Source organism: Actinoplanes sp. NPDC049118, assembly GCF_040648555.1.
Taxonomy (GTDB): Bacteria; Actinomycetota; Actinomycetes; order Mycobacteriales; family Micromonosporaceae; genus Actinoplanes.
The window spans coordinates 46,025-72,673 of record NZ_JBEZDY010000026.1 but is presented as its reverse complement, the minus strand read 5'-3'; the positions used below and the strand labels follow the sequence as shown (position 1 = coordinate 72,673).

16 protein-coding genes and 1 pseudogene are annotated in these 26,649 nt (G+C 73.5%); 9 read left to right on the top strand and 8 right to left on the bottom strand.

Annotated features, from left to right (window positions below; genetic code table 11):
- Positions 1–22 precede the first annotated feature (22 nt).
- The gene (locus AB0B58_RS32790; RefSeq protein WP_360231633.1) at positions 23–601 is read right to left on the bottom strand and encodes a hypothetical protein; all 579 of its coding nucleotides are present in this window, start codon (positions 599–601) and stop codon (positions 23–25) included.
- Positions 602–722: 121 nt separating this feature from the next.
- Here AB0B58_RS32790 and AB0B58_RS32785 point away from each other — a divergent pair.
- Positions 723–1,427 (top strand): annotated as a pseudogene (locus AB0B58_RS32785) (glycosyltransferase family 2 protein); the annotation flags it as partial.
- Positions 1,428–1,494: 67 nt separating this feature from the next.
- Here AB0B58_RS32785 and AB0B58_RS32780 read toward each other — a convergent pair.
- Both AB0B58_RS32780 and AB0B58_RS32775 read right to left on the bottom strand, forming a co-directional pair.
- Positions 1,495–3,843: a hypothetical protein gene (locus AB0B58_RS32780; RefSeq protein WP_360231630.1), complete on the bottom strand. Its 2,349-nt coding sequence runs from the start codon at positions 3,841–3,843 to the stop codon at positions 1,495–1,497.
- A complete protein-coding gene (locus tag AB0B58_RS32775) occupies positions 3,840–5,363 on the bottom strand; it encodes a thymidylate kinase (RefSeq protein WP_360231627.1) in 1,524 nt (507 codons plus the stop codon). The genes AB0B58_RS32780 and AB0B58_RS32775 overlap by 4 nt, the downstream gene beginning before the upstream one ends.
- 106 nt (positions 5,364–5,469) lie before the next feature.
- On the opposite strand from AB0B58_RS32775, the gene AB0B58_RS32770 reads away from it, so the two are divergent.
- From AB0B58_RS32770 to AB0B58_RS32755, 4 genes are all read left to right on the top strand, one after another.
- Positions 5,470–6,744, top strand: a complete 1,275-nt coding sequence (locus tag AB0B58_RS32770) for a polysaccharide biosynthesis protein (protein WP_360231624.1) — start codon at positions 5,470–5,472, stop codon at positions 6,742–6,744.
- A gap of 14 nt (positions 6,745–6,758) precedes the next feature.
- On the top strand, positions 6,759–7,907 hold the full coding sequence (locus tag AB0B58_RS32765; RefSeq protein WP_360231621.1) for a glycosyltransferase family 4 protein: 1,149 nt from the start codon (positions 6,759–6,761) through the stop codon (positions 7,905–7,907).
- 101 nt (positions 7,908–8,008) lie between these two features.
- A complete protein-coding gene (locus AB0B58_RS32760) occupies positions 8,009–8,881 on the top strand; it encodes a glycosyltransferase (RefSeq protein WP_360231618.1) in 873 nt (290 codons plus the stop codon).
- The gene (locus AB0B58_RS32755) at positions 8,878–10,017 is read left to right on the top strand and encodes a glycosyltransferase family 4 protein (protein ID WP_360231615.1); all 1,140 of its coding nucleotides are present in this window, start codon (positions 8,878–8,880) and stop codon (positions 10,015–10,017) included. The genes AB0B58_RS32760 and AB0B58_RS32755 overlap by 4 nt, the downstream gene beginning before the upstream one ends.
- Before the next feature lie 48 nt (positions 10,018–10,065).
- Here the strand turns inward: AB0B58_RS32755 and AB0B58_RS32750 are convergent, their stop codons facing one another.
- The 5 genes from AB0B58_RS32750 to AB0B58_RS32730 all read right to left on the bottom strand — a co-directional run bounded on the left by AB0B58_RS32750 (position 10,066) and on the right by AB0B58_RS32730 (position 19,033).
- Positions 10,066–12,393: a glycosyl hydrolase family 28-related protein gene (locus AB0B58_RS32750; protein ID WP_360231612.1), complete on the bottom strand. Its 2,328-nt coding sequence runs from the start codon at positions 12,391–12,393 to the stop codon at positions 10,066–10,068.
- Positions 12,394–12,497: 104 nt separating this feature from the next.
- Positions 12,498–13,706: an acyltransferase gene (locus AB0B58_RS32745; RefSeq protein ID WP_360231609.1), complete on the bottom strand. Its 1,209-nt coding sequence runs from the start codon at positions 13,704–13,706 to the stop codon at positions 12,498–12,500.
- Positions 13,707–13,836: 130 nt separating this feature from the next.
- Positions 13,837–14,874 carry a metallophosphoesterase gene (locus AB0B58_RS32740; protein WP_360231606.1) on the bottom strand — a complete coding sequence of 346 codons (1,038 nt, stop codon included), beginning with the start codon at positions 14,872–14,874 and terminating at the stop codon, positions 13,837–13,839.
- Positions 14,871–18,650 (bottom strand): hypothetical protein, encoded by a 3,780-nt coding sequence (locus AB0B58_RS32735; RefSeq protein WP_360231603.1) that lies wholly within the window; start codon positions 18,648–18,650, stop codon positions 14,871–14,873. The genes AB0B58_RS32740 and AB0B58_RS32735 overlap by 4 nt, the downstream gene beginning before the upstream one ends.
- A gap of 107 nt (positions 18,651–18,757) precedes the next feature.
- Positions 18,758–19,033 (bottom strand): hypothetical protein, encoded by a 276-nt coding sequence (locus tag AB0B58_RS32730; protein WP_360231600.1) that lies wholly within the window; start codon positions 19,031–19,033, stop codon positions 18,758–18,760.
- Positions 19,034–19,233: 200 nt separating this feature from the next.
- Between AB0B58_RS32730 and AB0B58_RS32725 the strand changes: the two genes are divergently transcribed.
- The 4 genes from AB0B58_RS32725 to AB0B58_RS32710 all read left to right on the top strand — a co-directional run bounded on the left by AB0B58_RS32725 (position 19,234) and on the right by AB0B58_RS32710 (position 26,612).
- The gene (locus AB0B58_RS32725) at positions 19,234–19,779 is read left to right on the top strand and encodes a hypothetical protein (RefSeq protein WP_360231597.1); all 546 of its coding nucleotides are present in this window, start codon (positions 19,234–19,236) and stop codon (positions 19,777–19,779) included.
- Positions 19,780–19,900: 121 nt separating this feature from the next.
- The gene (locus AB0B58_RS32720; RefSeq protein WP_360231594.1) at positions 19,901–22,144 is read left to right on the top strand and encodes an ATP-binding protein; all 2,244 of its coding nucleotides are present in this window, start codon (positions 19,901–19,903) and stop codon (positions 22,142–22,144) included.
- 49 nt (positions 22,145–22,193) lie between these two features.
- Positions 22,194–23,117, top strand: coding sequence for an ATP-binding protein (locus AB0B58_RS32715; protein ID WP_360231591.1), 924 nt, complete (start codon positions 22,194–22,196; stop codon positions 23,115–23,117).
- Positions 23,118–23,255: 138 nt separating this feature from the next.
- A complete protein-coding gene (locus tag AB0B58_RS32710) occupies positions 23,256–26,612 on the top strand; it encodes a Neogenin (RefSeq protein WP_360231588.1) in 3,357 nt (1,118 codons plus the stop codon).
- Positions 26,613–26,649 lie beyond the last annotated feature (37 nt).

Sequence of the window (26,649 nt, the reverse complement as noted above, 5' to 3'; positions counted from 1 at the left end):
GCGCGGGCGGACGGCGCCGCGCTCAGCCCTTGCGCCGGAGGCGCCGGACGACGCCGGTCATCGCCGGCAGGCCGCGGCGGCGGGACCAGAGCACCGCGGCGCCGAGCACCGCGGCGGCGCCGCCCCACATCGCAACGTCCTGGATGCCCCGCCCGGCCTCCGCCGGCGGGACCGAGCCGACCAGCGTCCGCGTCATCCCGGCCGGGGTCTTGCCCACCGCGAGCACGCTCGTGCCGGAGGAGAGGCGGCTCGTGGAGCCGTCGGTGACCGGCAGCACGGTGGTGTCGGGGGTCGACGCGGGTGCGGGGGCCGACGCGGCGTTGACGACCAGGACGCGCAGCGCGCCGGCGGCGTCCGCGACGACGGTCCGCTCCGCGGCGGCTCCCACCCGCAGGCTCACCGGCGATCCGCCCTTGAAGCCGAGCGCGTAGACGGCCAGTCCCTCGTCGTCGGCCGCCCGCGGCTGCCACTGCACGGTGAGCGCGTCCGCGGTGCCGCCGTACCCCGGCCCGTCGGCCAGCGCTACGCCCGGTGCGGTGAGCACGCCGAATACGGAGGCGGCCAGCAACAGCGGGCCCAGGCGGCGGGGACGGGGGATCATGACCCGATAGTGACACGCCCCGGTTGCGAAAACGGTTAGCGGCGGGTCCCGTCCGCATCCTTGCTTTCGGCTTGAAGCCCGCTAGAGGTTGCGTTGAGGTTGCCCGCCGAACAACAGGGGCATGACCGCGACGTTGCTCTCCTCCCCCGCTTCGACCGCACCCACCTCCGTCCGCCCGGCGCTCTTCAACGCCACGCGGCTGTGGGCCTCGGCCGACCCGGCTGTCGAGCTCACCGTCGTGGTTCCGTTCTACAACCCGGGCGCCGCGCTGCGCCCCACCGTCCTGAAGCTGGTGGAGTCCCTGGCCGCCGAGCAGGTCGCCTACGAGGTCATCGCGGTCTCGGACGGCTCGACCGACGGCTCCGAGCAGACCCTCGGCGGCATCCCGAACGTCCGGGTCATCGCCAGCGGCGTCAACCAGGGCAAAGGCGGCGCGCTGCACCTGGGCTTCGCTGCCGCGCGCGGCTCCTGGGTCGGCTTCGTCGACGCCGACGGCGACATCGACCCGCGCCACCTGGCCGAGTACCTGCGCCTGGCGCGCGAGGGCGGCCACGCCGGCGTCTACGCCGACAAGCGGCACGCCGGCTCCGCCAGCGCCTCCTCGCCGTTCCGCAAGCTGGTGTCGACCTTCTACTCCACGCTCGTGACGCTGCTGTTCCTGCTCGGGATGCGCGACACCCAGACCGGTTGCAAGGTCCTGCGCCGCGACGTGCTGGCCGAGCTGCTGCCCCGGCTGCGCGAGCGCCGCTTCGCCTTCGACCTCGAGTTCTTCGTCGCCGCCAAGGCGGCCGGCATCCGCGGCTTCGTCGGCGCTCCGGTCAAGCTCGAGGAGCGGGTCGCCGGCTCGACGGTGTCCGCCAAGGCCATCCTGCGTACCATCCGCGACACGTTCGTCATCTTCGGTCGTCTGCACCTGACCGGTCAGTACCGTCCGGCCGTGGCGGCCGCTCCGGCCGTGGCCCGCCCGTACCTCTCCACCGCCGCCAACTCGTGGACCGTTCAGGTCGCCGAGGCTGCCTGAGCCCCTCTTCCCGCGGCCCGGTCCTGCCCCGGCGCTCCAGGCGCGGCGTCGACCACCAGCGCAGCAGGTCACGGCGGTGCTCCCACAGCCCCGACAGCAGCAGCACCGCGATCGCCAGCAGGGACACGATCAGCCCGATCCGCAGCCACCGCCACGGCGTGTACCGCACCGTCACCGCCCCGGCGCCGGCATCGACCGCGACCGTCCCGGCCACCGTTCGCCGGGTGGGTAGATCCCGCGCCGACCAGCCGGGCGACCACTCCTCGGGTATCACCACCCAGCCCGGCGTGCCGTCCCGCACCCGCCAGCTCGTGGAGCTGGTCCGCTCGATGCCACCCGACGCCGCCGAGGGCAGGGGTCCCCGCTCCGGGCCGCCCGGCAGCACCGCCTCGCTACCGAGGTCGCCCTGGGACGCCAGCTCCACCGCCTTGTCGTAGCCACCCCTGCGCGCGGCGATCACCCGGCCGGTGCCCGCCACCTCGACGTGGTAGACGTCGAGCTGCGGGGTGCGCAACACCCGCCGCAGGTCGTCCTGGGTCTCCAGCCAGGCGTACGCCTCGGCCTCCCGGTCCCGCGCCAGCACGACGAAGCTGATCCCGAGCGGGGCGATCAGGCGGCCGAACCCCTCGGTGACCCCGGAGGCGACGAGGCGCTGCACGTACTCCGTGCGCAGCGAGACCGAGTTCGTCCGCACCGGCCCGAGCTCCACGGCGTCGCTGCTGAGCACGGGTCGGCGGAAGAAGGCGCCGGCCGGTGTCGCGACGGTCCGCGAGCCGGTGAAGCCGAACGGCTGGTACAGGTGCCAGGGCAGGAAGAGGATGCCGCCGGTGCCGTCTCCCATGATCTTGTCGGCCGCGTACCAGGACTCCGGGTACTGGGTCACCCGGACGCTGCCGCCGAGGCCCCAAGCCAGCGACGGGGCGACGACGGCGTACACGCTCGCGACCGCCAGCAGCCCGGCGCCCGCGGCCAGGCGTGCCACGGCCGGGCGGGCCGACCGGCAGACCGCGACGAGCGCCTCCGCGGCGACCCCGATGCCGACGGCGTAGGCCAGCATGGTCAGCGCGAGCCACTTCTGCTGCTCGCGCATCGCCTCGAAGAGGGGCACGACGTCGAACGCCGTCCGGTACACCGAGGCCAGCGGGCCGTGTATGCCGGCGCCGAGCAGCACGCCGCAGACCGCGAGCGCGGACAGCGGCGCCCCGGCCACCGGGTCGCGGCGGCAGAGCCGGACCAGGCCCCAGATGGCGGCGGTCGCCATGACGACGGCGGGCACGAAGCCCAGGGTGAGCTGCGGGCTGCTGTCGGCGGCCCCGCGCCAGAATCCGCGCAGCGACAGCAGCGTCGTGAGCATCCCGCCGGGCCCGGCGTGCGGGGCGTACACCTCCAGCTCCTGGCCGCCGACCCCGATGACGAGGATCGCGTTCATCATCACCGCGACCGCGTACGCGTAGACGCACCCGGCGAAGGCGATGACCGCGGCCGTGCGGACGAGATCCTTGCGCCCGGGTCGCGGCAGCAGCGCCACCGCGACCAGGCAGGCACCGCCCAGCCAGGCGGCGTGCGGGCCGACGACCATGGCCAGCGCGTACCAGACCGCGGGCCGGGCGGCGAACCACACGCGGCGCCGCCGCGCCCAGACCGCGGAGGCGAGCAGCCAGCTCAGCAGGCCGACGGAGAGCAGGAAGGCGACGTGACCGGCCTGGATGCGCTCGACGACGAAGGGGTTGCAGCACGCGAACAGGGCGGCGCAGTAGCGCCGCACCCGGCCGCCGCCGGCGAGCGCGGACACGCCGGACGCGGCCAACGGGAAGTAGCAGAGGACGATCAGCCAGCCCGTCGCGCCGGCGCCGAAGACCGTCCGCAGCCCGTGGGTGAACAGCCGGTACGGCAGCGCGTCGAGCGCGGTCGGGTCGAGGCCGTACAGGCCCGACGCGACGGCCTGGTGTGGCCCGGACACCCAGTCGAGCAGCAGCAGGTAGCCGTCCCGGGTCCACGGCGCGACCACGGTCACCCCGGCGATCAGGCCGAGCAACGCCGACTCGGCGGTCAGCCGGGCCGCGCGCCGGCCGCCTCCGGGCCGCCGCCGGTCCGGCCGCGCGCCCCCGTCCGAATCACCGCCGGGCTGCCGCCGGTCCGGCCGGCCGCCCCCGTCCGAATCACCGCGGGGCTGCCGCCGGTCCGGCCGCGCGCCATCGGCCGGGGTCGCGGCGGCGGTCATCGGTGGTGGCGGCGCCGGGGAGGGCCGTGTGCCGCTTGCACCACCGCGGCGACCAGGTGCGCCAGCGGGTCGGCCACCGCGCCGGAGGTGTCGACGACCAGCTCGGCGTGCCGGGCGGGATGCTCCGCGAGCAGCCCCCGGAAGCGTTGCTGCTGGCCCGCCTGCTCGGTGAGGCTGCGCTCGGGCTTGCGGGCGTGGATGAGCTCGACCGGCGCATCCGGCAGGACCAGCACGTCCGGGGCGGGCACCACCCGCTCGGCGAAGCGGGCGGCGCGGGAGCCGGGCCACGGCGACTCGCGCAGGTCGTAGACCCAGCGGTCGGCGATCACCACGCGGCGGCGGGCCGCGGCCGGCGCGACCGTGCGCAGGTAGCGCCACACGTACTCGCCGGCGTAGAACCACGCGGCCACGCGGCGCAGCCCGGGATGGTCGGCCGGCACGGATGCCGCCGCGGTGGCCGGCAGCCGGGCCGGCGCGGCGCTGTCCAGCGTCGGCGCGGTGGAGCCGACCCCGAGCACGCGGCGGGCGAGGGCGACACCGGGCAGGTTGCCCCGGGCCATGCCGAAGTAGGCCGCGCTGGTGGGCAGCCCGTAGCGGTGCAGGCGGTCGTGCAGCCCGTCGGCGACCGTCGACTTGCCGGAGCCGTCCGTGCCGACCAGGGCCACGACGACGCCGCGGGTACGCAGTCCGAGCGGCCCGGCGGCCCACAGGGCCGGCACCACCGTGTGGCGCTGTGCCCAGGTGGACGCCACCACCTCGGGCGCGAGGCTCCGGGCGGCCAGGCGCAGCCGGGCCCGCCGCGGCAGGTTGGCGTCGGGTGGGGCGCCGCCGGCCACGGCGATCAGGTCGGCGGCGACCCGGTGGCCGAGCTGCGCGGCGAGCCGCCGGCCGAGGTCCCTGCGGTGACCGGGCTCGGCCGCGGCCCAGGCCGCGCGTGCCTCGTCGAGCCGGGGCCGGTCGGGCACCCGGCCGCGCAGCACCGGGCGCACGAGCAGGTCGGCCGTCGCGGCGGCGCCGGTGAGGCGGTGCGTGCCCGGATCGACGGTGACCTTGGCGGCGGGCACGAGCAGCACGGGGCCGACGCACAGGTCGCCGTAGGTCACGTCGACTACGGCCGGGCCGGTGGTGGTCTCGATCGCCAGGCTCACGTGCCGCAGGCGGCGCGGGTCGTGCGCCTCGGCCACCCGGGCGGCGGCGAACGCGCGGGCGAGCACGTCGACCGGGTCGCTCTCGGAGGGCGGCGCGGAGTACCAGATGTCGAGGTCCTTGGGCCCGGTGTCGGCGGCCCAGCGCTCGGCCGCCCCGGCCTCGCCCTGCCAGGCCCAGGGCCGCCCGCCGGCGTCGAGGGCGATGGCGACGGCCGCCAGCAGATCGGGCCGGCTGAGCCCGGAGGCCGCCGGTTCGGAGGCCTCCGGATGGCCGGCCTGCGGATCGGACGCTTGCGGCGCGTCGGAGGCGGCGCCCGCCGCGGTGCCCTGCGGTGGCCGCCGATCCGCGCCGAGTTGCCGATAATCAGTCATTTCATCCCGATTATGGACCCCGGGGCCCGCCCCGCGTCCCCGGTTTCGTGACCAGGTTCGCCCGACAATCGGACAGGTCGGCGTCCCGGCCGTCGATAGAGACGGTGTGACCCCCCTTGCCGGCCGAATCGCGCGCCTCGCCGCCCTGGGCGCCGCGCCCATCGCCGTCGCCGTCGCCGTGCAGAGCGCCGGCAACCTCGCCTTCCACGCGGTGGTCGGCCGCCTGATGGACCCCGGCTCGTACGGCGCCCTGGGCGCGGTGCTGAGCGCGATGGTGATGCTGGGCGTCCCGCTGGGCGCGTTGCAGACCGCCGCCTCCGCCCTGGTCGCCGAGCACGGCCTGACCCGGGAGACGACCCGCCGGACGCTGCGCTCGGTCGCCCTCTGGTCGTTGCCGCCAGCGCTCCTCGTCCTCGGCTGCGCGCCGCTGCTGCGCGACTACTTCCACCTCGCGTCGCTCGCCGAGGCCGCGCAGCTGGCCCCGTACCTGGTCGTGGCCGCCGTGACCGCGGCGGCCCGCGGGCTGCTGCTCGGCGCCCGGCGGGTGGGCACGGTCGCGATGACCTACCTCGTCGCCACCGTGGTCCGGCTCACGCTGGGACTGGTGCTCGTCATACCCTTCGGCGTCTCGGGCGCCCTGGCCGGAACCGTCGTCTCGGAGGTCGCCGCCCTGCTCTTCGCGGCGCGGCGGATGCGGGGCCCGGCCGGCGCCGGCACGTCGGGGCTGCGGCTCGGCGCGGTCGCCTACGCCGGGATCGCGGTCACCGGCATGTTCCTGTTCTCCACCGCCGACCTGCTGCTCGCCCGGCACCACCTGGGCGACGCCGCCTCCGGCTCGTACGTCGCCGCCGCCACCGTGGCGAAGACCGTGCTGGCGCTGCCGGCGGGGATCATGGCGGCCGTCTTCCCGCGGCTGCTCGCCGCCTGGCCGACCGCCGGGCGGGGGCGGGCGCTGCTCACCAGCGGCGCCGCCGTCGCCGCGCCGGCCGTGCTGGGCGCCGCGGTGATCGTCGCGGTGCCCTCGCTGGTGCTGAGCGTGCTCTACGGCGACGGGTACGCCGACGCGGCCGGCCTGGTCCGCGCGCTGGCGAGCGTCGCCGCGCTGACCTGCCTGGTGTCCGTGCTCACCCACGCCGCGATGGCCCGCCGGTCGCGCACGATCGCGGTCCCCTGGGCCGGCGCCGTGCTCGAGATCGCGCTCATCGAGGTGTGGCACGGCTCCGCGGCGCAGATCGCCGCCTGCTCGGCCGCCGCCCTCGTCCCGACGCTGCTGCTGATGGCCGCGCTGGAGGGCCGGCCGTGGGCGCGCGCACCGCGGGCGAAGGCTCAGGTCGTCACCGGCGGTGCCGATCCTTCCCATACTGCCGCTACCGCGGCCTGACCCGCGGAGGCCCCGTGCGCATCCTCGTTCTGAACTGGCGCGACCTGACGCACCCGGCCGCGGGCGGCGCGGAGGTCTACACCGAGCAGGTCCTGCGCCGCTGGGCGCGGGCCGGCCACGAGGTGACGCTCTTCGCCGCGGCCGTCGCCGGGCAGCCCGCCGCCGAGATCGTCGACGGCTACCGGGTGGTGCGCGCCGGCAGCCGGTTCACCGTGTACCGCGAGGCCCGCCGCTGGTGGCAGCGCTACGGTCGGGGCCGCTTCGACGTGGTCGTCGACGAGACGAACACCGTGCCCTTCCACGCACACGAGTGGGTCGACGACGGCGCCCGCACCGTCGCGCTGGTGCACCAGACCTGCGAGGAGATCTGGCACCACAACGCCCCGCCGCTGGCCGCGCACCTCGGCCGGTACGTGCTCGAGCCGCGCTGGCTGCGCCGGCTGGCCGGTTCGCCGATCCTGGCGGTCTCGGACTCGACGCGCGACGCGCTGGCCCGCTTCGGCGCCCGCGACGTCACCGTCGTGCCCGAGGGCTACGAGTCGCCGGCCGTCCTGCCGGAGGTCGCCAAGGAGGAGCAGCCGACCGCCGTGTTCTGCGGCCGGATGGTCAGCTACAAGCGCCCGTGGGACGTGATCCAGGCGGTGCGGTTGGCCCGCCGGGAGATCCCCGACCTGCGGCTCTGGATGATCGGCGGCGGGCCCATGCTCGCCAAGCTGCAAGCGGCCGCCCCGGAGGGCGTCGAGTTCCTCGGCCGGGTGTCCGAGGCGGTCAAGCACGACCGGATGGCGCGGGCGCACGTGCACCTCTCGACGAGTGTCCGCGAGGGCTGGGGCCTGGTCGTCACCGAGGCCGCCGCGCTGGGCACTCCCACGATCGCGTACGACGTGCCCGGGCTTCGCGACTCGACGCGTGCCGCGCGCGGCGTCGTGGTGCCGCCGGAGCCGCAGGCCCTCGCGCGCCGGCTCGGCGAGCTGTTGCCGGCCCGGCTGAGCGAGCCGTTCCCCGCGCTGCCGCACGGCGGGGCGCACGGCTGGGACGAGGTCGCCGCGACCCTGCTGGCCGCGGTGGAGCAGCGCGCCCGGGTGCCGCAGGGCGTGCACGCCTCGACCGTGGTCAAGAGCCGGAGAGGTCACAAGAACCAGCTTCGGGGCGCCGACGCTTAACCCGCGGTGACCTCGTCGATATCAGTATCGAAGTGGTGAAAGCAGCTCATAATAGGTGGAATTCGCACGCACCGGCTCCCACCGGCCTTGGAGACTGCCCGATGACAAGCCACCCCGTGGTGTCGGTGATCGTTCCCGCCTACAACAGCGCGCCGCTGCTGCGTGACTTCCTGGGCGCGTGCGCCGCCTCGGAGTACCGGGACTTCGAGGTGATCATCAACGACGACCTGCGCTCCACGGACGGCACCAGCGCGCTGACCGCGCAGTTCCGGGCCGACGGCCTGGACGTGACGTATCTGCGGGAGAACCGCTCGATGGCACAGGGCCGCAAGCGCGGCGCGGCCGAGGCGCGCGGATCGATCCTGCTGCACCTCGACTCCGACATGAAGGTCACCCCCGGCCTGCTGGGCGAGTGCGTCGACCTGCTCTCGGGCGGCTACGACGCCCTGGTCATCCCGGAGGAGTCGTTCGGCACCACGTTCTGGGCCTCCTGCAAGTGGCTGGAGAAGAAGATCTACGACGGGGTGGAGCAGATCGAGTCGCTGCGCTGCGTGCGGCGCGAGATCTACGACCGGCTCGGCGGCCACGACGAGCGGATGGTCTTCTCCGAGGACAAGGACTTCGACCTGCGGGTGCGCGAGGCCGGGTTCGCGATCGGCCGGACCCGCAACTTCCTCTACCACAACGAGGGCGACCTGCGGCTGGGCAAGACCATGCGCAAGAAGCTGGGCTACTCCGGCACCGCCGACCTCTTCGCCGCCGAGCATCCCGAGGCGTACCGGTGGCAGACCAACATCTTCAACCGCTTCGCCCTGTACCTGAAGAACTTCCGGTACGTCTTCTCGCACCCGCTGCTCTACGGCGGCCTGTGGGTGATGAAGGTCGGCGAGTTCGGCTTCGGCGCGCTCGGCCAGGTGCGGCACAAGCTGGCGGTCCGCAAGCTGGACAGCGGCGTACGCGGGGGTGCCGCATGACCAGGGTCGCGCACGTGATCTCCGAGTTCTCGGCCCGGGAGGCGATGGGCCGCACGGTCACCGAGATGGCCAACCGGATCCCCGGCGAGCACCACCTCATCACCACCCACGCGCTCGACGGCCAGGACGCGTTCAACGGCGTGCACGAGATCGGCGGCGCGCTGGAGACGTTCCCGCTCGGGCGCGGGGACGCCCTGCGCGACGCGCTCGACAAGATCCGGCCGGACCTGGTGCACCTGCACGCCGGCGCGCTCGGCCCGTTCCTGGCGCTGCTGCCGGCGCTGCGGGGGCACCGCAAGCTGCTCACCGCGTACGCCTGGCCGACCCTGCCCAGCCCGGGCGCGTGGCGGCGGGCCACCGTCTCGGAGATGCGCAGCTCCAACGTGCTGCGGCTGCGGGTCCTGGTGACCACGGTCCTGCCGGTACCGCTCGCCGCCGCCGCGCTGCGCCGGGCCGGGGTGACCACGGTGCTCACCCCCGACCCCCGGGTCGCCGACCGGCTCGGCGGCCGGCGCGGCCTGAACGTCGTCCGGTTCAGCTCCGGCGCGCCGGTCGACCCGCGCCGGGCCCGGTTCGACTCCGAACGGCCGACCATCGTCTTCGCCGGCCGCGCGGAGGGGGTCCGCGGCCTGGACACCCTGCTGGCCGCGTTCCCCCGGGTCAGGGCGGCGGTACCCGGCGCGCGGCTGCGGCTGCTGCTGATCCCGCGCCCGGAGCTGCCGCGGATCCTGGCCCGGGCCGGCGCGGCCGGCGAGGCCATCGAGGTGGTCACCGAGCCGGTGCCGGACCTGCTGGCCGAGCTGGCCGCCGCGCAGGTGGGCACCTGGCCGTTCAAGTTCGACTACACCACCTCGCCGCCGGCGATGGCGCTGGTCGAGGCGATGGCCGTCGGCCTGCCCGTCGTCGGCACCGACGTCGCCTGCGTCCGCGCGGTCCTCGACCACGGCGTGAACGGCCTGTCGGTGCCGCCGGCCGACGCACCGGCCCTGGCCGGCGCGCTGGTCACCCTGCTGCGCGACGAGGCGACCTGGCAGCGGTACGCGAAGGCGGGGCTGGAGTCGGCGACACGGCGGATGGGCTGGGAGCGGGTCGCGGAGACGACCGCCGCGGCGTACTCCGCCGTGCTCCGGTCCTAGCCGCAGGCCGGGGCGGCGCCGCCCCGGTGGGGCGGCGCCGCGTCGGCGCTACGGCGCCTGGATCCGCGTGGGGATCGAGTACTCGCTGCCCGCCGGGCCACCGACCTGGTAGGCGACGACGTCGTAGGAGCCCGAGCCCTGCGTGTCGGTCCAGCCCTCGGTGGCGGTGCCGGCGACCAGCCCGATGCGGTCCATCAGGTGGACCTCGCCGACCTCGGCGTTGTCGATCGCCGACAACACCCGGGCGTAGGCCGCACCGGCCGGCGCCGCGGTGTTGTACGAGCTGGTGATCCAGCGGTCCGTGCCGTCGAACGTGTACTGGTTGGTGCTGAAGAACTTTCCGCCGATCGCCACCCCGGACGCGTCGAACCACTGCACGCCGGTGCGCACCTTGCGGCCGACGGTCTGCGCCTTGTACGAGGCGACCGCGGTGTACGACTGGCCCGCGGTGACCGGGGTCAGCGGGCCGACCGCGCTGATCAGGCCGGCGCCCGTGGTCGTGAGCGCCAGGGATGCGGCTCCCACGCCCGGTGCGGCCGCCGCGGTGACCCGGCTGACCGAGGTGCGGCTGGCGGCGGTCCAGCCGCCGAGGCCGTTCTCCAGCGTCGCGGCGTCCGCCGACAGCAGGTTGCCGGGGATCTCCCCGCCGACCGGCAGGTCGGCCACGAGCTCGCCGTCGCGGTACACCCGGTACCCGCCGACGAAGACGTTGGGCAGCGCGTAGACCTCCTTCCAGGTCAGCTTGACCCCCTCCGGGGTGCCGACGGCGGGCTGCGCCTCGGGCGACTCCGGGGTGTTCTTCCCGTACCGGTAGGGGCCGACCACGAGGGCGCCGAAGGAGTTGTCCGGGTAGGTGCCGCTGGAGTCGGTGAGCACGGTGTCGGCCGCGGTGGTGGTGGCCGTGCGGGACCCGATCTGGACGCCGTACCAGGTGTTCGTGCCGCCCGAGACGACGTTGCCGTAGATCTTGTCGCCCCGCCCGGCGGACAGCCCGACGCCGACCGTCTCGAAGGTGCCGCAACCGGTGCCGTAGCTGCTCGTGCCGCGCTGGCCGACGCCCGTGATGACGTTGCCGGTGATCGTGTCCGCCGCGGTCTTGGCGGCCTCGAAGCAGCCGTACACGAGGACGCCGGACTCGGCCGGGTTCTCGATGATGTTGCCGGTGATCACGTTGCCGCCGCCGGACCACAGCGTGTGGTTCGTGAGGTCGGCCGGGTCCACGTAGGCGTCGGAGCGTCCGATGCTGCCGTCGGGGTCCTTGTAGTCGTTGTAGTTCACCGTGATGCCGGCAAAGTACGAACCCACGATCCGGTTGCCGCGCACGATGTTGCGCGCCGGGTTGGTGACGTCCTTGTTGGTGCCGGTCGGGGTGTAACCCACGTTCGTCTTGAGGACGATGTGCCCGCCGTTGAACAGGTTGTCGCTCACCTCGGAGTCGGTGACCGCCTCCAGGTAGACCGAGCCGTTGTCGGGCCGGCTGAACCGGGTGAGCATCGCCGGGTCGGTGTACACGGTGTTGTTGCGGAACACCAGGCCCTTGGCGTTGGTGAAGTCGAGGGCGTTGCCGAGCTGGGTGCCGTCGAACTGGTTGTCGGACACCACCGTGTCGGTGGCGTTGCCGCCGCCGCCGATGTTGTCCTCGTCTCCGGAGCCGGCGCCGCCGCGGTTGTCGAAGCGGTTGTCGACGGCCCGCACGCCGGTCGTGCCCCGGATCCACAGCTTGAAGTACTCGAGATTGGTGAACCGGACGTGCCGGATGGTCCACCTGTCGCCGGCCGAGACGCCACCGCCCGCGTTGTTGCCGGCGCCGTGGTCGCAGGCCACGGCCGGCGGGACCACCTCGTCGGTAAGACCCGCGCCGGCCTTGCAGCTGCCGTTGACCGCGAGGTCCGAGATCAGGTTGGTGCTGCCCGCGACGGGTGTTGCGCCGAATTCGGGCCGCACGAGGAACGAGTTCTTGAAGTTCGCGTGGCTGCCCGGCGCGATGACCAGCGTGGTGTCGGTCATGCCGGCGCCGCGCAGGTTGACGTTCGGCTGCAGGTTCAGCGCCTTGGTCAGGGTGTAGACGCCGGCCGGCAGGAACACGGTGGCCGGTGCGGCAGACGTGCCGCGGGCGGCCGCCGCGGCGACCGCGCCGTTGAGCGCGGCCCAGTCGTCCAGGCCGCCGCCGCGCGGCGCGCCCGCCACCGCGCAGCCCGGGTCGGCCGCGCAGGCCTCCGCGGTCAGCGCCGGGTCGCCGACCGTCGGGGCCAGGGTGTACCCGGTGCCCTCCGGTACCGAGGCCGGTGCGGCCGAGGTGAATGCGAGCTGAGCGGTCAGGGTGGTCAGCACGGTCGTGCCGAGCACCGCCACCGTTCTGGGGAATCTCCTGATCAAGGGATCCTTCTTTGTTCGTTGCCCCGCCGGATCGGTCCCCTGCGGCGGAGCGGGACAGGGGGGAGCCCCCACGACAAGGGTCGTGGGGTCGAAAAAGGGGCGGATCAGGCCCGGTTGCGCCGGGCCGCGGAACGGATCACGCCGTCGAGCAGGGCACGCAGGCGGCCGGTGTGCCGCTCGGTGGCCCAGGCGAACAGCCAGCCGGCGCCGACCAGCCCCGCGCTGAGCGCCGACAGGGCCAGCCAGTGCGCCGGCGTCGACGACCACCGGTGCGAGACCTGCGGCGCCAGCAGGGCCGCGATCAGCGCGGCGATCGGCAGGTGCACCGCGTACAGCGAGTACGACGAGTCCGCGTACCGGGACAGGGCGTCGAGGCCCCGGCCGGGCAGGCCGGTCCAGCGCAGGTCCTGGACCAGCAGGGCGAGCAGGACCGTGGTGGCACCCGCGAGCAGCAGCACGTTGCGGCTGGAGTAGCTGACCTGGGTGGCGTACAGCGCGGCCGCCAGCGCCACCACGGCACCCGCGCGGACCAGCGCCAGCACGCTCGGGCGCAGCTCCGCCAGCACCTCGGCGATGTGCTTGCGGAACAGGGCCACCACGGCGCCCATCAGCCACACCGGCAGGTACATCAGGACCGCCGGGCCCGCGACGGCGCAGACGGCGAGCAGCAGAACCGCGCTGAGGATCCGCTTCGGCATGCCGCCGCGGCCCTTCCAGGCGTACAGCGCCAGCGGGAAGATCGCGTAGAAGGCCGCCTCGTAGGCCAGCGACCACAGCGAGGCGTTCGTGCCGTACGTGGGCACGGCGATCGTCTGCAGGAAGCCGATGTTGCCGAGGGCGGTCAGCGGGGTCAGCCGCCCCGCCAGGTCCTCCGCCGGCACGGTGTGGTGGTACGCCGGGTCGCCGAGGTAGATCGAGGTGTGCCCGAGCAGCGCGAGGCCGACGTTGTCGAGGACGGCCGTGAGCACCACGGCCGGAACGAGCACGATCCACAGCCGGCTCAGGCGCGCGGTGGCGTAGCCCGCCCACCGGAACCGGTCCTGCCGGAAGGCCGCGAGCACGCTGCCGCCGACCCAGTAGCCGCTGAGCACGAAGAACACCAGCACGGCCGCCGGGCCCAGCCCGGTCACCACGTACAGGGCCCGGGTCAGCACGCCGTCGCCCGCCTCGGCCGCGTCGACGAAGAGCAGGGTGCGCAGGTGGAAGACGACCACGAGGACGGCCGCCGCGGTACGCAGCGCGTTGAGCGCCCGATGGGTACCGTGCTGAGCCGGCGCGGCGGCCCGGACCGGGGCGGGGATGGTGGCTGTCATACGCGGGCTCCTGCCGGCGAGAAGAGTGCGGTCCCGGCCGGGGACCGGTGGCACCGGCCGGGCCGGTCTCCCATCGGTCCGCGTGCCGTCGGCATGAGGTCTTTGCTGATCACAGTCGGTGTCACCGGCCTCATCGACAGGACGCCTCGCCCCTGTCGAGCGGGCCGTCGACGCCGACCGCGCGGAAGTTCCAGCTCCACGAGTCCGGCTTGAGCTCCAGGTCCAGGACGCCGTGGTGGTCGAAGTCGACGAACTCCCCGGCCGGGGGCTTGGCACCCAGCGGCAGGTTGCCGTGCTCGTCGCGTCCGCCGTCGCCGGCACCCGGCCGGTAGTGTGCCTGGCCGCCCGTGCCCACCACGTACTGGCGCACGCCGAGCGGGTCCTTCTTCCCGTCGGGGTTGAGCGGGCCGAACCGCTCGTAGTCGGCGTCGTGGCCCGACAGCACGAGCTCGACCCGGTGCTCGTAGAGGGTGCGGAACAGGTCCGCCGTGCGCGAGTCGGAGCCGGCGATGCCCGACGACCAGCGGGGGTGGTGCCACGCGGCGATCACGCACTTGCGGTCGGTGTTCCTCAGGTCCTCGTCGAGCCAGGTCTGCTGCGGCGAACCCTTGCCGCAGCCGCCCGCGACCGCGGAGCAGTTCGAGTTGAGCACCACCAGGTGCCAGCGGCCGAGCTCCTGCGACCAGTACCCCGTCGGTTCCTTGATCTGCTTGCCGAAGTACGCGGTGAACGAGTTGGCGTCCTGCACCTTGTACTCCTGGTTGCCGAAGACCGGCACCGTGCGGCTCAGCAGCCGCCCGAAACCCGGCCCGTACACGGTGCGGTACGCGTCCAGGGTCGGCAGTTCGTACTGGAAGTCGCCGAGGCCCAGCAGCGCGTCCGGATTCAGCGCGACCGCCAGGTCGGAGACCTGCTGGTGGCGGCAGCGGTCGTTCGCGCCGGTGGCGAAGTCAGGGTCGTCCGGATCGCAGGCCATGTCGCCGACCGCGGCCACCCGGACCGTTTCCGGCCCGGTGGAGCAGCGGCTGAGCAACGCCACCGCGACGAGGAGGAGCACCACGGCCAGCGCGACGACCACCCGCGGACGGCGGCGACCGCCGGTCAGGGCGGCACGGCGGACCAGCCGGGGTGCGGACCCGGCGACCCGCCGGAGCAGGGTACCGATCATCGGAATCGCCTCCACAGCATGCGCAGCGCCGGGCGTAGCCGCGGCCGGCGTGCCCGCAGCAGTCCGATCCGCCGGCCGCGGCGGCGCAGCCGGGACAGCGGCGGTTCGATCCACGGGCAGCGGCGGCGTAGCGTCGCCAACGGGCCGCCCCGGCCGCCGGACAGGCGGAACGCGTACATGAACATCAGCGACGCGGCGACTGTGACCGGCAGCAGGTAGAACGCGTAGCGGCTGATTCGCGCCGGGGCGTAGCGCATCGTCACGGTGCCGCCCTCGGGCAGCAGCCAGCCGTTCATCCAGCCCTGGAGGGTGACCTTGCGGGCGCCCTCGACGCCGGTGAGCATCCAGCCGGGCGCGGCGCTCTCGGCGAGCGCGACCGCGGTGGGCCCGGAGGTGGTGACGGTGCCGGTGAACTGCGTCGGGTTCTGCTTGCTGTAGTCCACGATGGACTTGGTCGCCGGCGCGGCGTCGCGCACGAGCACGATCGCGTTGGGGCTGGCCATCGGGCGCAGCCGCACCCCGCGGTACTCCACCTGCGCCTGGCGCTCCTCCTTGAGGTCACGCAGCCCGTACAGGTAGAGGCGGGTGTCGACCGCGGCCGGATCGGGCGTGATCAGCGCCTCGTACGACGTCCAGCCCTGGTACATCGCCACCGCGGGCAGCGTGCGGCACAGGTCGGGGCCGCGCAGGTACAGGCAGAAACGGGGGTTGCGCAGCGCGACGCTGCGCGCCTCCATGGAGAGCTCGTACAGCGACGACGCGCCCATGTCCGACGCCGGCGCGCCGATGCAGGCCAGGTGCCGCACCGCCTTGAGCGTGTACGTCGTCTCCCCGTCCGACCCGACCTGCGACTCGGCGTCCAGGCCAGCCTGCTCGGCGGTCTGGTCGTCGTAGCGGTAGCAGTCCTCCAGCGGCTCGAACGGCGCGAGCACCGTACCGGCCGGGCCGCCCTCGACGCGCAGCTCGTGCTTGCCGGCCTCGAGCCCCACCTTGACCTCGGGGACGGCCGGCGGGAAGACCGTCTTCGTGGCGACCGCCTCCAGCGCGTCGACACGCAGGCCGCGGTATTCGGTGACGGTCTTCGGCTTGAGCCGCTCGCCGACGTCGGCGTGCAGGATGATCTGCAGCTCGTCCGCGAGGCTGTCCATCGTGACGACCTTCTCGTAGGAGGCCCAATCGTCGTCGAGCACCGGGCGGGCGCTCAGCTCGCAGCCGGCGACACCGGCCTGCCACAGGCAGATCTGCGGGCGGGTGCCGGCGATGCTGCGGTACTGCAGCCGGACCCGGTACATCTGGCCCGGTTTCGCGTCGCGGACCACCACCTTGGTGCAGGCGGCGTGGTCGGCGGCGGTCAGCCGTACGGTGCGGCCCGCCGGCGTGTCCTTGACGGTCTGCGCGAACCCCAGCTCCTTCCACGGCCGGGGCTCGTAGTTGTTGCAGTCGAAGACCGGGGAGTATCCGGTGGCCTTGACCGGCTTCGCCGCGGTGGCCAGCAGCGTGATGTCGGTGGCGGAGCCGACCGGCACCGAGGCCGGCGTGCCCGGGCCGTCGAGCGAAACGGTCCGGCCGCCCGTGCTGATCGCGCGGATCTCGCGGCCGGCGGGTATCGGCACGGACAGGGCGGGGCGCCTCGACACGGCCATGCCGTCCACCTTGACCACCGTCGGGTCCTCGAGCAGCAGGCGCGAGTTCGCGGTGTCCAGGCGGGGCGTGAGCACCGCGGCGGCGCGGGCGCGCTGGGCGAGGGTGTATTGGCCGGCGGCCACGTCGATGGTCGTGGTGGGCGAGCCGCTGTCGACGGCGGGCACCGGCCAGTGCACGACGTCCGGCGTGACCGTGACGGTGTCGTCCACCTGGGGGCTCATGGCTACGGGCGAGGTGTCCTTGCGCGCGGCGATCGCCGTGCGGGTGTCGACGGTGCCGAGCACCGCCGCGCCGGCGTCGGGGCGGGCCGGCGCGTCCAGGACCCGGTCGTACGTGCGCATCGTCGGGCTGGTGCCGTCGCCGAACTTCCACATCTGCAGCGTGCCGTCGACGTCGAGCTGGGCGCCGGGCACCCGGCTCATGGCCGCGCCGAGGATGCGGTCGTCGGCGAAGTACCGGTTCGGCAGGCCGCGGACGAGGTCGTGCCGCACGATGACCCGGCTGACCCCGATGGCGTCGAGCAGCTTGGGCACCGGCGTCAGGTCGCCGGCGAGCAGGGCGGTCTCCACGGCGTGCACGTCGGCGCCGAAGCCGGGCACCTCGCCGAAGTAGCCGCCGGGCTTGGGCGCCACCACCGGATGCTGGATGAGCAGGTTGGCGATGCTGTCCGCGCCGAAGAAGCCCCACGTGGTGGGCATCTGGTAGTAGTCGTCCAGAGGCAGCACGAGCACCTTGCCCGGACCCGGGTCGGCGTCGATGTGGCTGGCCATGTTCCACCACTCCGGTGGGACCCGCACGTGGGTGGACGGCTGGGTGGGCCGCTCGTCGGGCATCACCTCGCCGGTGTACAGCGGGTACGGGTAGGCGAGCACCAGCAGCAGCGGGGTGACCGATCCCGCGTACGCCAGCCGCCGCGGCCAGCCCGGCAGCCTGAGGCGGGGCAGGGCCTTCAGCCGCTGCGCCGTGCCCTCGACGCCGATGGCGAGCAGCACGGCGAAGAAGAGGATGAGCAGCTGTCCGAGCTTGCTCATCGGCTCCCTGAACAGCCAGAAGCCCGGCGCGTGCTGGTACAGGAACATGTTGATCTCGGAGAACGGCGGGCGCAGGCCCTTGGCCAGGAACACGAAGACGAGGACCAGGGCGATCAGGCCGAACGCGACCCGGCGCAGGCGGCGCGGGGCCAGCAGCGGCACCAGGAACACCAGCGCGGGCAGCAGGTAGCGGATCCAGATCCACCACGGGCGGTCCAGGTCCGCGGCGAACGGCAGGTACTGCGGACGGAACCAGGCCCAGTTGGCCACCATCGTGAGGATGTTCGGCGGCGAATTGTTGACCTGCGACCAGGACCAGTTCGTCGGGTCGGTGAAGGTGGCGTTCGCGGTGGCACCGCCGCCGCCGACGAAGCTCTGTGAGAGCGGGACGAGCCAGTAGGCGTTGAGCGCGATCGCCCAGGGCGCGGCGAACACGAACCACTTCAGCAGGCGTACGGCCCCGGACCGGCCCAGCACCAGCGCGGCCAGCAGCGGGGTGCCGCCGACCGCCCACGCGTATGCCACCACCAGCATCGGCGGGTTGAAGGCGAGGAATGACGTCGGCATCAGCGCGAACCCGGCGATCGGCGTCGGCACCCGCCGGCCCTGCGCGACCCGAATCGCGATGCCGGTGATCAGGGCTACCGAGCCGACCGAGATGATGTTCAGCGGGTTCGGCAGCCGGGTCAGGAAGAAGCCGTTGAGCAGGCCGAAGGCGCCGGCCGTCACGATCGCCGCCTGGTTGCGCACGAACGCGCCGGCCAGGTACGCCACGCCGAAGCCGACGAGGCCGTAGATGCAGATGTAGAACAGCCACTGCGCGGAGTACTCGGTCAGCCCGACGGCCCGGCAGGCCCCGATCAGGATGAACTCGAAGCCCCGCGCCATGGTGTACCCGGCGGAGCCGGTGCCGGTGGTCTGGTGGTTCCACGACCAGGTGGCCTCGGGGGCCCACCCGCGCCGGATGAAGGCGCCCATGTCGCCACCGGCGATGAACGTGCCGGTGCGGAACCACTGGCTGACGATGAGCGCGTTGAGCGCGAGGACGATCAGGTAGGGCCGGGAGGTGGGCCACGCGTCACGCGGGAGGAGCCGTCGCACGTCGCTGTTCCTCCTCACCGAGCACGTCCGCGGTGCGGCCCGGCCGGGCGCGCTGCCCGTAGAATCGGCCGTTGCGGTCCCGCCCTGAGATATGGCGCCGCCGCAGGTCAGGTCTGGTCGGGTGGCGGCTGTCTGCGCAGCCCGAGCAGGCCGAGCGGCACGGCGCACGCGCTCAGCGCCAGACCGATCAGCGAGGCCCAGTACACGACGTCGAGGTGGCCGAGCGCGTGCGCGGGCCCGCAGGCGGCGAAGATGGCCGCGGCGAGGGCGAGGGGTACCCGCCACAGCCGCTCGGCGAGCGCGGGCAGGTCGAGGACGCGGTAGTGGCGGGCCGGTTCCGGGGGCAGTTCGACGACGATGTCGATGTCGGTGTCGAGCGTCATGGCACCTTCTCCCCGCATCGGCGGACACCCACACGACGAGCCGGGTCCGGTATCTGCTCCATCGGCGCACGGCGTTGCCGGTTGAGCCTTACCGCGGCCCGCCCTTCTCCCGCGGCGTAACTTCAAGGTTGGCTCAGGCGGCGGGCAAGGTTGACTCGGGTCCATTCCCCCGGCGGCCGCGATGCCGCAACCTGATGGACATGCGGAACTCAGCCACCCCCGGTCGCAACGCCCTCGTCATCCTCCTGACGATGCTCGGTCTGTGCGGTGCGCTGCTGCTGGCGCCGGCGGCGCCGGCCGGCGCCGCCACCAAGGCCGGCACGGACAAGCTCGTGCTCAGCTGGGTCGAGGGCGGCAAGCAGCTGCAGGTGAGCGGGTCCGCGTACCGGCCGCGGGCCGTCGTCGACGTCCGCCTCGGCAGCGCGCCGATCCAGCAGGCCCGCAGCGACGAGAACGGCCAGGTGCGGGTCTCGGTGCCGCAGGCGCTCATCGCCGCCGGGCAGTCCGGCGCGAGCATCATCGTGGCCGGCCGCTCGGTCTCCGGCGCGTCGCGCGTGCTGATCTCCGCCGTCCCGCCGCGTGCGACGGGCCTCGGACCGGTCGACTTCCTGCCCTGGTCGCTCGCCGCGATCGCGGTCGGCGGCATCCTGCTCGGCGCCCTGCACCGCCGCCGGTCGCGCCGGCCGGCCGCCGCGACCGCCGCCAAGGTCGCCCCGCTCGGCTTCCACGGCCTGCAGGCCGCCTGATCCGGTACCCGCTACCTGAAACCGATCTGCTCCCCAACGCTTCCCCGTTCGCCCCCAGCTTCCCGCAGCCTTTGCGAGTGGACCCAACCCCCCAGGTCCCGCTCCCCCGAAAGGTCAGCGCATGGGATATGCGGCGCGAACGCTGGTCGAGGCGATCCCCGGTCCGGCAGCGATCGTGGACGCGGACGGCCGCGTCCTGGTCGCCAACGGACGCTGGCGGCCGGACGGCGACGACGCGTACCCCGGCGAGGGCACCCTCCTGACGGACGGGGCCGGCGGTTGCCCGGCACACGACCGGATGCTGTCCGCCGCCCGGCAGATGACGCCCCAGTCGCCGCCCAAGGTGCTGGCGTGCGGGTGCGACGCTCCGGGCCGGGGCGGCGTACGGGTCGCGCACCTGGAGAGCGACTGCGGCGCGCACCGCAGGCTGGTCACCGTCGAGTGCGCCGCGGCACCGGACGACGACGCCGCGTACGACGACGCCGCGGCACACGCCAAGTCGCAGTTCCTGGCCCTGCTCGGGCACGAGATCCGGACACCCGTCACCACCGTCGTCGCCGCGGTCGAACTGCTGCGCGCCCAGCCGCTGCAGCAGGAGGTCCGCGAGGTCGTCGACAGCGTGCACCGGTCCGTGCACGCCCTCAAGGCCCTGACCGACGACCTGCTCGACCTGGCTCGGCTGGAGACCGGCGTCCTGCGCGTCGAGCGGGAGCCGGTCGCGGTACGCCCGGTGCTCGAGTCCATCGTGGAACCGCTGCAGCAGCAGGCCCGCCGCAAGGGCATCCTGCTGCTGGCGGCGCCCGCACCGGACCTGCCGCCGACGGTGCTCGGCGACGTGCACCGGCTCCGCCAGGTGCTGACCTGCGTGGTCGGCAACGCGATCAAGTTCACCGAGGCCGGAGAGGTCGTGGTCACGGCCGCGACCGACGGCGACAACGCGTACCAGATCATCGTCTCCGACACCGGGCCCGGCATCCCCGCGGCCGACCGGGCGCGCATCTTCGCCCCGTTCGTGCAGGCGGACTCCTCCGCCGCCCGCCGGCACGAGGGTGCCGGCCTCGGCCTGGCGCTGGCCGCCCGGCTCGTGGAGTGCATGGGCGGCACGATCGAGGTGCAGTCGCAGCCGGGCGAGGGCTCGCAGTTCCTGATCCGGCTGCCGCTGCAGGCCACGCCGCAGCAGCCGGGCGAGAAGGCGCCGCTGCCGCTGACCCACCGCCGGATCGCGGTCGTCGCGCCGTCGCCGCGCTCGGTGCTGGCCCTGTCCTGGCTGCTCAAGAGCGCGGGCGCCGAGCCGGTGCCGGTGCCCTTCGAGGACCTCGCCCTGCGGGTCCGGGACGTCGACACGGTCCTGTGGTGCGACGACTCGCACGACCCGGAGGCCGTACGCCGCGCCGACACGGTCATCGAGCTGCTCGGGCCGACCGGCCGGGCCCAGATGATCAGCACCACGGACCCGCGTACCGGCATCGTCCGCAAGCCCGACGTGCTGACCGCCCCGCTGGTGCTCCGCCGCCTGGTGGCGGCACTGAACCGGGAGCGAACGGGCGTGCGCGGCGCGCCGATCACGGTGCCGCCGCTGAGCCCGGGCCGGGTGCTGCTGGCCGAGGACAACGACGTCAACCGGACCGTCTTCCGCCGCATGATCGAGCTCCTGGGCGTCGAGTGCGACACCGTGGCCGACGGTTCCGCCGCCGTGAGCGCGCTGCTCGGTGAGACCGCGTACGACGTGGTGCTCATGGACGTGCAGATGCCCCGTACCGACGGGCTGGAGGCCACCCGGCAGGTCCGGTCGGCCGACTGCGACACGCCGATTCTGGCCCTGACCGCGACGGCGCTGCGCGGCGACCGGGAGCGCTGCCTCGAGGCCGGGATGAACGGGCACCTCAGCAAGCCGATCACCTTGCCCGAGCTGCGGGCCGCGCTGGCGCCGTACCTGTCCGCCCCGGCGGCGGAGGAGGCGCCGGAGGAGGAGCCGGAGCCCGTGGCGGACGACGCCGCGCCGGACCTGAGCAAGCTGCGCGACCTGGAGGAGCAGCTCGAGGACCGGGCGCTGGTCGTCACCACCGTCAACACGTTCCTCTCGCAGCTCGACGTGCGCCGCTCGGCGCTGGCCGAGGCCCTGCGCCGGCAGGACCACGACGCGCTGCGCGCCACCGCGCACACGCTCAAGTCGTCCAGCGCCCTGCTCGGCGCCGATCCGCTCGCCGAGGCGTGCGCCCAGGTCGAGCGCAACGCCATCGCCGGCACCAGCGAACAGGACCTGACCGCGCTGGTCGCGGACGTGGAGAGCGCCGTCGCCGGCGCGATCCGGGTGATGGCCGGGTATCTCGCCGACGAAAGGGCCGACGGTGCAGTACGACGCTGACTCCCCGAGCCCCGATCTGCCCGCCCACGCACCCCGGGACGGTTCTCCCATGCGATTCGCGCCCTCCCGCGCACAGCGGTGGTCGCTGCGCCGACGGCGATTCGCCCGGCTCCCCCGCCGGTACATCGTCTCGACGACGCCGCGGCCCGCCGCCCAGCTCTACGCCGAGCTGGAACGCGAACGCCTGCGCAACGCCGAGCTGGAGCGCCGGGTCTCCGACCTGAGCCGTTCGGTGCAGGACCTCGAGGCCTTCGCCCGCGAGATCAGCCACGACCTCAAGGCGCCGCTGGCGGGCATCTGCGGCTACGCGCAGCTGCTCACCTACCTCGACGTCGGCAACCCCCGCCCGGCGGACTACGACGACTTCGTCGCGGAGATCAACCGGGGCACCGACCGGATGAGCCGGCTCATCGACGACGTGCTGGCCTACTCGACGGTCAGCGGTGCGCCCCTGCATCTGACGACGATCGACCTGGCCGCGCTTGTCGACGACGTGGTGGCGGACCGGGCCGTCGAGCAGCTCCAGCCCAGCGCGGCGTCCCGGCCGGCGCCGCAGATCACCTGGGAGTTCCTGCCCGCGGTCCGCGGCGACCACGGGATGCTGCGTCGGCTGCTGGAGAACCTGCTGGGCAACGCGATCAAGTACGTCCGGCCGGGCGAGCCGGCCCGGGTGCACATCGCCGCGCGTACCGGTGACGACGGGTTCGTCATGGTGGAGGTGACCGACGAGGGTGTCGGCGTACCCGACGGGCAGCACGAGGCGATCTTCGGTGAGCTGCACCGGGCACACGCGGACGCCTACCCCGGCACGGGGCTCGGTCTGACCATCTGCCGGCGGATCGTGCAGCGCCTCGGCGGCTCCATCGGCGCCGACCCGCACTTCCGTCGTGGCGCCCGGATCTGGTTCACCCTGCCGGCGGCCGGCCCGACCGGCGCGGGCCAGGTCTCGGTCGCGGCCGACATGACCCGCTGACCCGGCGGCCTCGCGGCCGCGACTTGCCCAAAAACAGAGACGCGCTTGAGGTCGGCTTGAGGTTCCGAGCCGATCAAGACAGCCGAACAGTTCGAATCGAGAAGAGGCCAGATGGACGCGAGGCGAATGCTCACGAGAGTGGGCTACGGATTGCTCGGAGTGGCGGTGACCATCGTCGGCACGCCGACAGCGGTGCACGCAGCCGCGCCAGCTGCCCCGAAGAGCTTTACGGTCGCCCGCGCGGCGGACGACGTACGAAAGATCAACGTGACGTGGAAGCCGGTCACCGGCGCCGACCACTACGTTGTCGAGAGTGTCGCGGGCAACGTGGAGACGGTGGTGGACGTCCCGTCCTCGACCCTCAGCTACACGGTCGACGCTCCCGATGTGTGTAGCTCGTACAAGATCCGGGTGGGCGCGGCCGACGCCGCCGGGAACACCTCGAGCACCACGTACTGGACGCTGAAGTCGCTGGCGCCGTCCTACGTCTCGGGCGTCGTGAACGGGCGCGAGGACGACGGCAGGACCGTCACGGAGTCGTGGTCGGCCCCGTCGTGGCCCGGCTACACCCCGGTGACCGGGTACCGCGTCGTCTTCACCCGCGCCACGGACGGCGTCGTGCTGTCCGACAAGACCAGCATGGACACCTCGTTCCGCTACGAGGACGCCGACCCGGCCCGCCTCTACACCGTCGCCGTCACCCCGGTGAACGAGTTCGGCGCGTGCGCGACGGCCAAGTCGACGATCGACCGGTACCGTCCGGCCGACCCGACCAACCTGGTGGTGCAGCGCCGCGCGGACGCCGCGAGCACCGTCGAGGTGCTCTGGAAGCCGGCCACGTCCGGCCCCGCGCCCACCTACTACCTGGTGAGCTACGGCCAGGACAAGATCACCAGCTCACTGCGGATCGACGCGCCGGCCACCTCGGCCACGCTGAACCTGGACATCGCCAAGACGTGGATGATCGAGGTCAAGGCCTACAACACGGTCGGCGGCAGCAACGCGGTGACCGGCTCGGTGCCCGTCTGGGTGCCCACGACGACGCCGGCGCCGACGACCCCGCCGACCAGCGAGCCGACCGCGCCCGCCACGCCGAGCGCCCCCGCGCCGAGCGCCCCCGCGGCGACCGACCCGACGGACTCGCCCGACAACCCGGCGACCGACCCCACCTACGGTTCGTCGACGTCCTCGACCACCGTGAGCACCGGCAGCGACCGGACGCCTCCGACGATCACCACGACCCTGTCGCAGGCGCCGAAGAACGGCTGGTTCCGGACGCCTGTCACGATCCACTTCACCTGCGCCGACAGCAGCAGCGCGATCGCGACCTGCCCGGCCGACATCCTCGCCGACAAGGACGGGATGACCCAGCGCTTCTCCGGCACCGCCGTTGACGCCGCCGGCAACACCGCCACCGTCACGCAGACGCTGAGCGTCGACCAGACCCCGCCCGTGGTCACCACCAAGGTCACCGGCACGAAGGGTTCCGACGGCTGGTTCACCTCCGCCCCGTCGATCAACTACACCTGCACCGACACCGTCTCGGGCTACAACACCGTCTCCGTCTGCCCGACCGACACCACGGTCAACAAGGACGGCGCCAACCAGAAGTTCACCGGCACCGCGTGGGACAAGGCGGGCAACTCCGCCACCGACACCGTGTTCGTCAACGTCGACCGGGTGGCGCCCGTCATCACCGCCACCGTCACCGGCGACTCCAACGCCGACGGCTGGTACACCACCACGCCGATCGTCCACTTCACCTGCACCGACACCGGCTCCGGCATCGCGATCTGCCCCGAGGACCGCAAGGTCACCAAGGACGACCCGAGCCAGGAGATCACCGGTACCGCCTTCGACAAGGCGGGCAACAGCTCGGCCGCGTCGGTGACGGTGAACGTCGACCGTACGGCACCCTCGATCGTCGCCTCGGTGATCGGTCAGGCCAGTGAGGACGGCTGGTACAAGACCGCCCCCACGGTCCACTTCACCTGCACCGACGCGGGCACCGGCATCGCCACCTGCCCGGCGGACGTGACCGTGGACGGCGACGGCGCCGGCCAGGCGGTCACCGGCACCGCGGTCGACCGGGCCGGCAACACCTCCACCACGACCGCGGTGGTCGACATCGACCGCACCGCACCGGTGGTCACCGCGACGGTGGTCGGCACCCCGAACGCCGACGGCTGGTACAGCACCGCGCCGACCATCCACTTCACCTGCACCGACACGGGCTCCGGCGTCGCCGACTGCCCCGAGGACACCGAGGCGACCTCGGACGGCGAGGCGCAGACGGTGACCGGCACCGCCGTTGACGAGGCCGGCAACGTCGCCGAGGCCTCGGTGACCGTGAGCGTCGACCTGACCGCTCCCGCGATCACGGCCACGGTGCTCGGCACGGCGAACGCCGACGGCTGGTACCGCACCGCGCCGACCGTCCACTTCACCTGCACCGACGCCGCGGGCTCCGGCATCGCCACCTGCCCCGCCGACGCCCCGGTCGACGTGGACGGCAACGGCAAGGTCGTCACGGGTACCGCTGTCGACAAGGTCGGCCACTCCGCCACCGCCTCCGTCACGGTCAACGTCGACCGGACCGCCCCGGCGATCACGGCGACGGTCGTTGAGGCGGCTAACGCCGGCGGCTGGTACCGCACCGCTCCCACCGTGCACTTCACCTGCACCGACACGGGCTCCGGCATCGCCGACTGCCCGGCGGACTCGACGGTGACCACGAACGGCGCGGGCCAGAAGGTCAGCGGTACGGCCGTCGACAAGGCGGGCAACACCACCACCGCGTCGGTCAGCGTCAACGTCGACCTGGTGGCCCCGGAGGTCGCCGCGACGGTGGAAGGCACGAAGAACGCCGCCGGCTGGTACCGCACCGCACCGACCGTGCGTTACGCCTGCACGGACACGGTCTCCGCCGTGGCCACCTGCCCCGCCGCCAAGGCGGTCACGACCGACGGCACCGCCGTCAGCGTGGCGGGCACGGCCGCCGACAAGGCCGGCAACACCACCACCAGCACGCTGCGTCTCAACATCGACAAGACCGCCCCGGCGGTCTCGGTGATCGGCGCGGTCAACGGCGCCCGGTACGGCGCGGAAGCCGTCCCGGCCGTCTCCTGCCGCACCGCGGACCAGGCCTCGGGTGTCGCCACCGAGGCGACGCTCACCCGCACCAGCACCGACCGTGGCGTGCACACGGTGGTCTGCGCGGGCGGCGTCGACAAGGCGGGCAACTCCGCCGAGCCGGTGACCGTCAGCTACACGGTCGAGCCGACCGCCGCCTGGCTGCTCAACCTGACGCGCGACTACCTCGGCGACGCCGACGCGTCGGAGCTGAAGGACTTCGAGGCCGCCCTGAAGAAGAACAACTTCATGCTCTTCCGGGCCAAGATCATCGTCCACTCCGTCGGCAAGAAGCCGGCGTTCACCGCGGAGGAGGCGGCGACGCTGCTCTACTGGTCCATCGTGGTGGACCTGCGCAGCTGACCTGACCGTTCGATGAAGGGGCCGGGACTCGACACGA

Bases quoted from the DNA above. Each gene is read 5' to 3' on its own strand.
- AB0B58_RS32760 (WP_360231618.1), top strand. From the start codon at position 8,009: ATGACAAGCCACCCCGTGGTGTCGGTGATCGTTCCCGCCTACAACAGC.
- AB0B58_RS32740 (WP_360231606.1), bottom strand. From the start codon at position 14,874: ATGATCGGTACCCTGCTCCGGCGGGTCGCCGGGTCCGCACCCCGGCTG.
- AB0B58_RS32745 (WP_360231609.1), bottom strand. From the start codon at position 13,706: ATGACAGCCACCATCCCCGCCCCGGTCCGGGCCGCCGCGCCGGCTCAG.
- AB0B58_RS32725 (WP_360231597.1), top strand. From the start codon at position 19,234: ATGCGGAACTCAGCCACCCCCGGTCGCAACGCCCTCGTCATCCTCCTG.
- AB0B58_RS32720 (WP_360231594.1), top strand. From the start codon at position 19,901: ATGGGATATGCGGCGCGAACGCTGGTCGAGGCGATCCCCGGTCCGGCA.
- AB0B58_RS32755 (WP_360231615.1), top strand. From the start codon at position 8,878: ATGACCAGGGTCGCGCACGTGATCTCCGAGTTCTCGGCCCGGGAGGCG.
- AB0B58_RS32775 (WP_360231627.1), bottom strand. From the start codon at position 5,363: ATGACTGATTATCGGCAACTCGGCGCGGATCGGCGGCCACCGCAGGGC.
- AB0B58_RS32790 (WP_360231633.1), bottom strand. From the start codon at position 601: ATGATCCCCCGTCCCCGCCGCCTGGGCCCGCTGTTGCTGGCCGCCTCC.
- AB0B58_RS32780 (WP_360231630.1), bottom strand. From the start codon at position 3,843: ATGACCGCCGCCGCGACCCCGGCCGATGGCGCGCGGCCGGACCGGCGG.
- AB0B58_RS32730 (WP_360231600.1), bottom strand. From the start codon at position 19,033: ATGACGCTCGACACCGACATCGACATCGTCGTCGAACTGCCCCCGGAA.
- AB0B58_RS32715 (WP_360231591.1), top strand. From the start codon at position 22,194: ATGCGATTCGCGCCCTCCCGCGCACAGCGGTGGTCGCTGCGCCGACGG.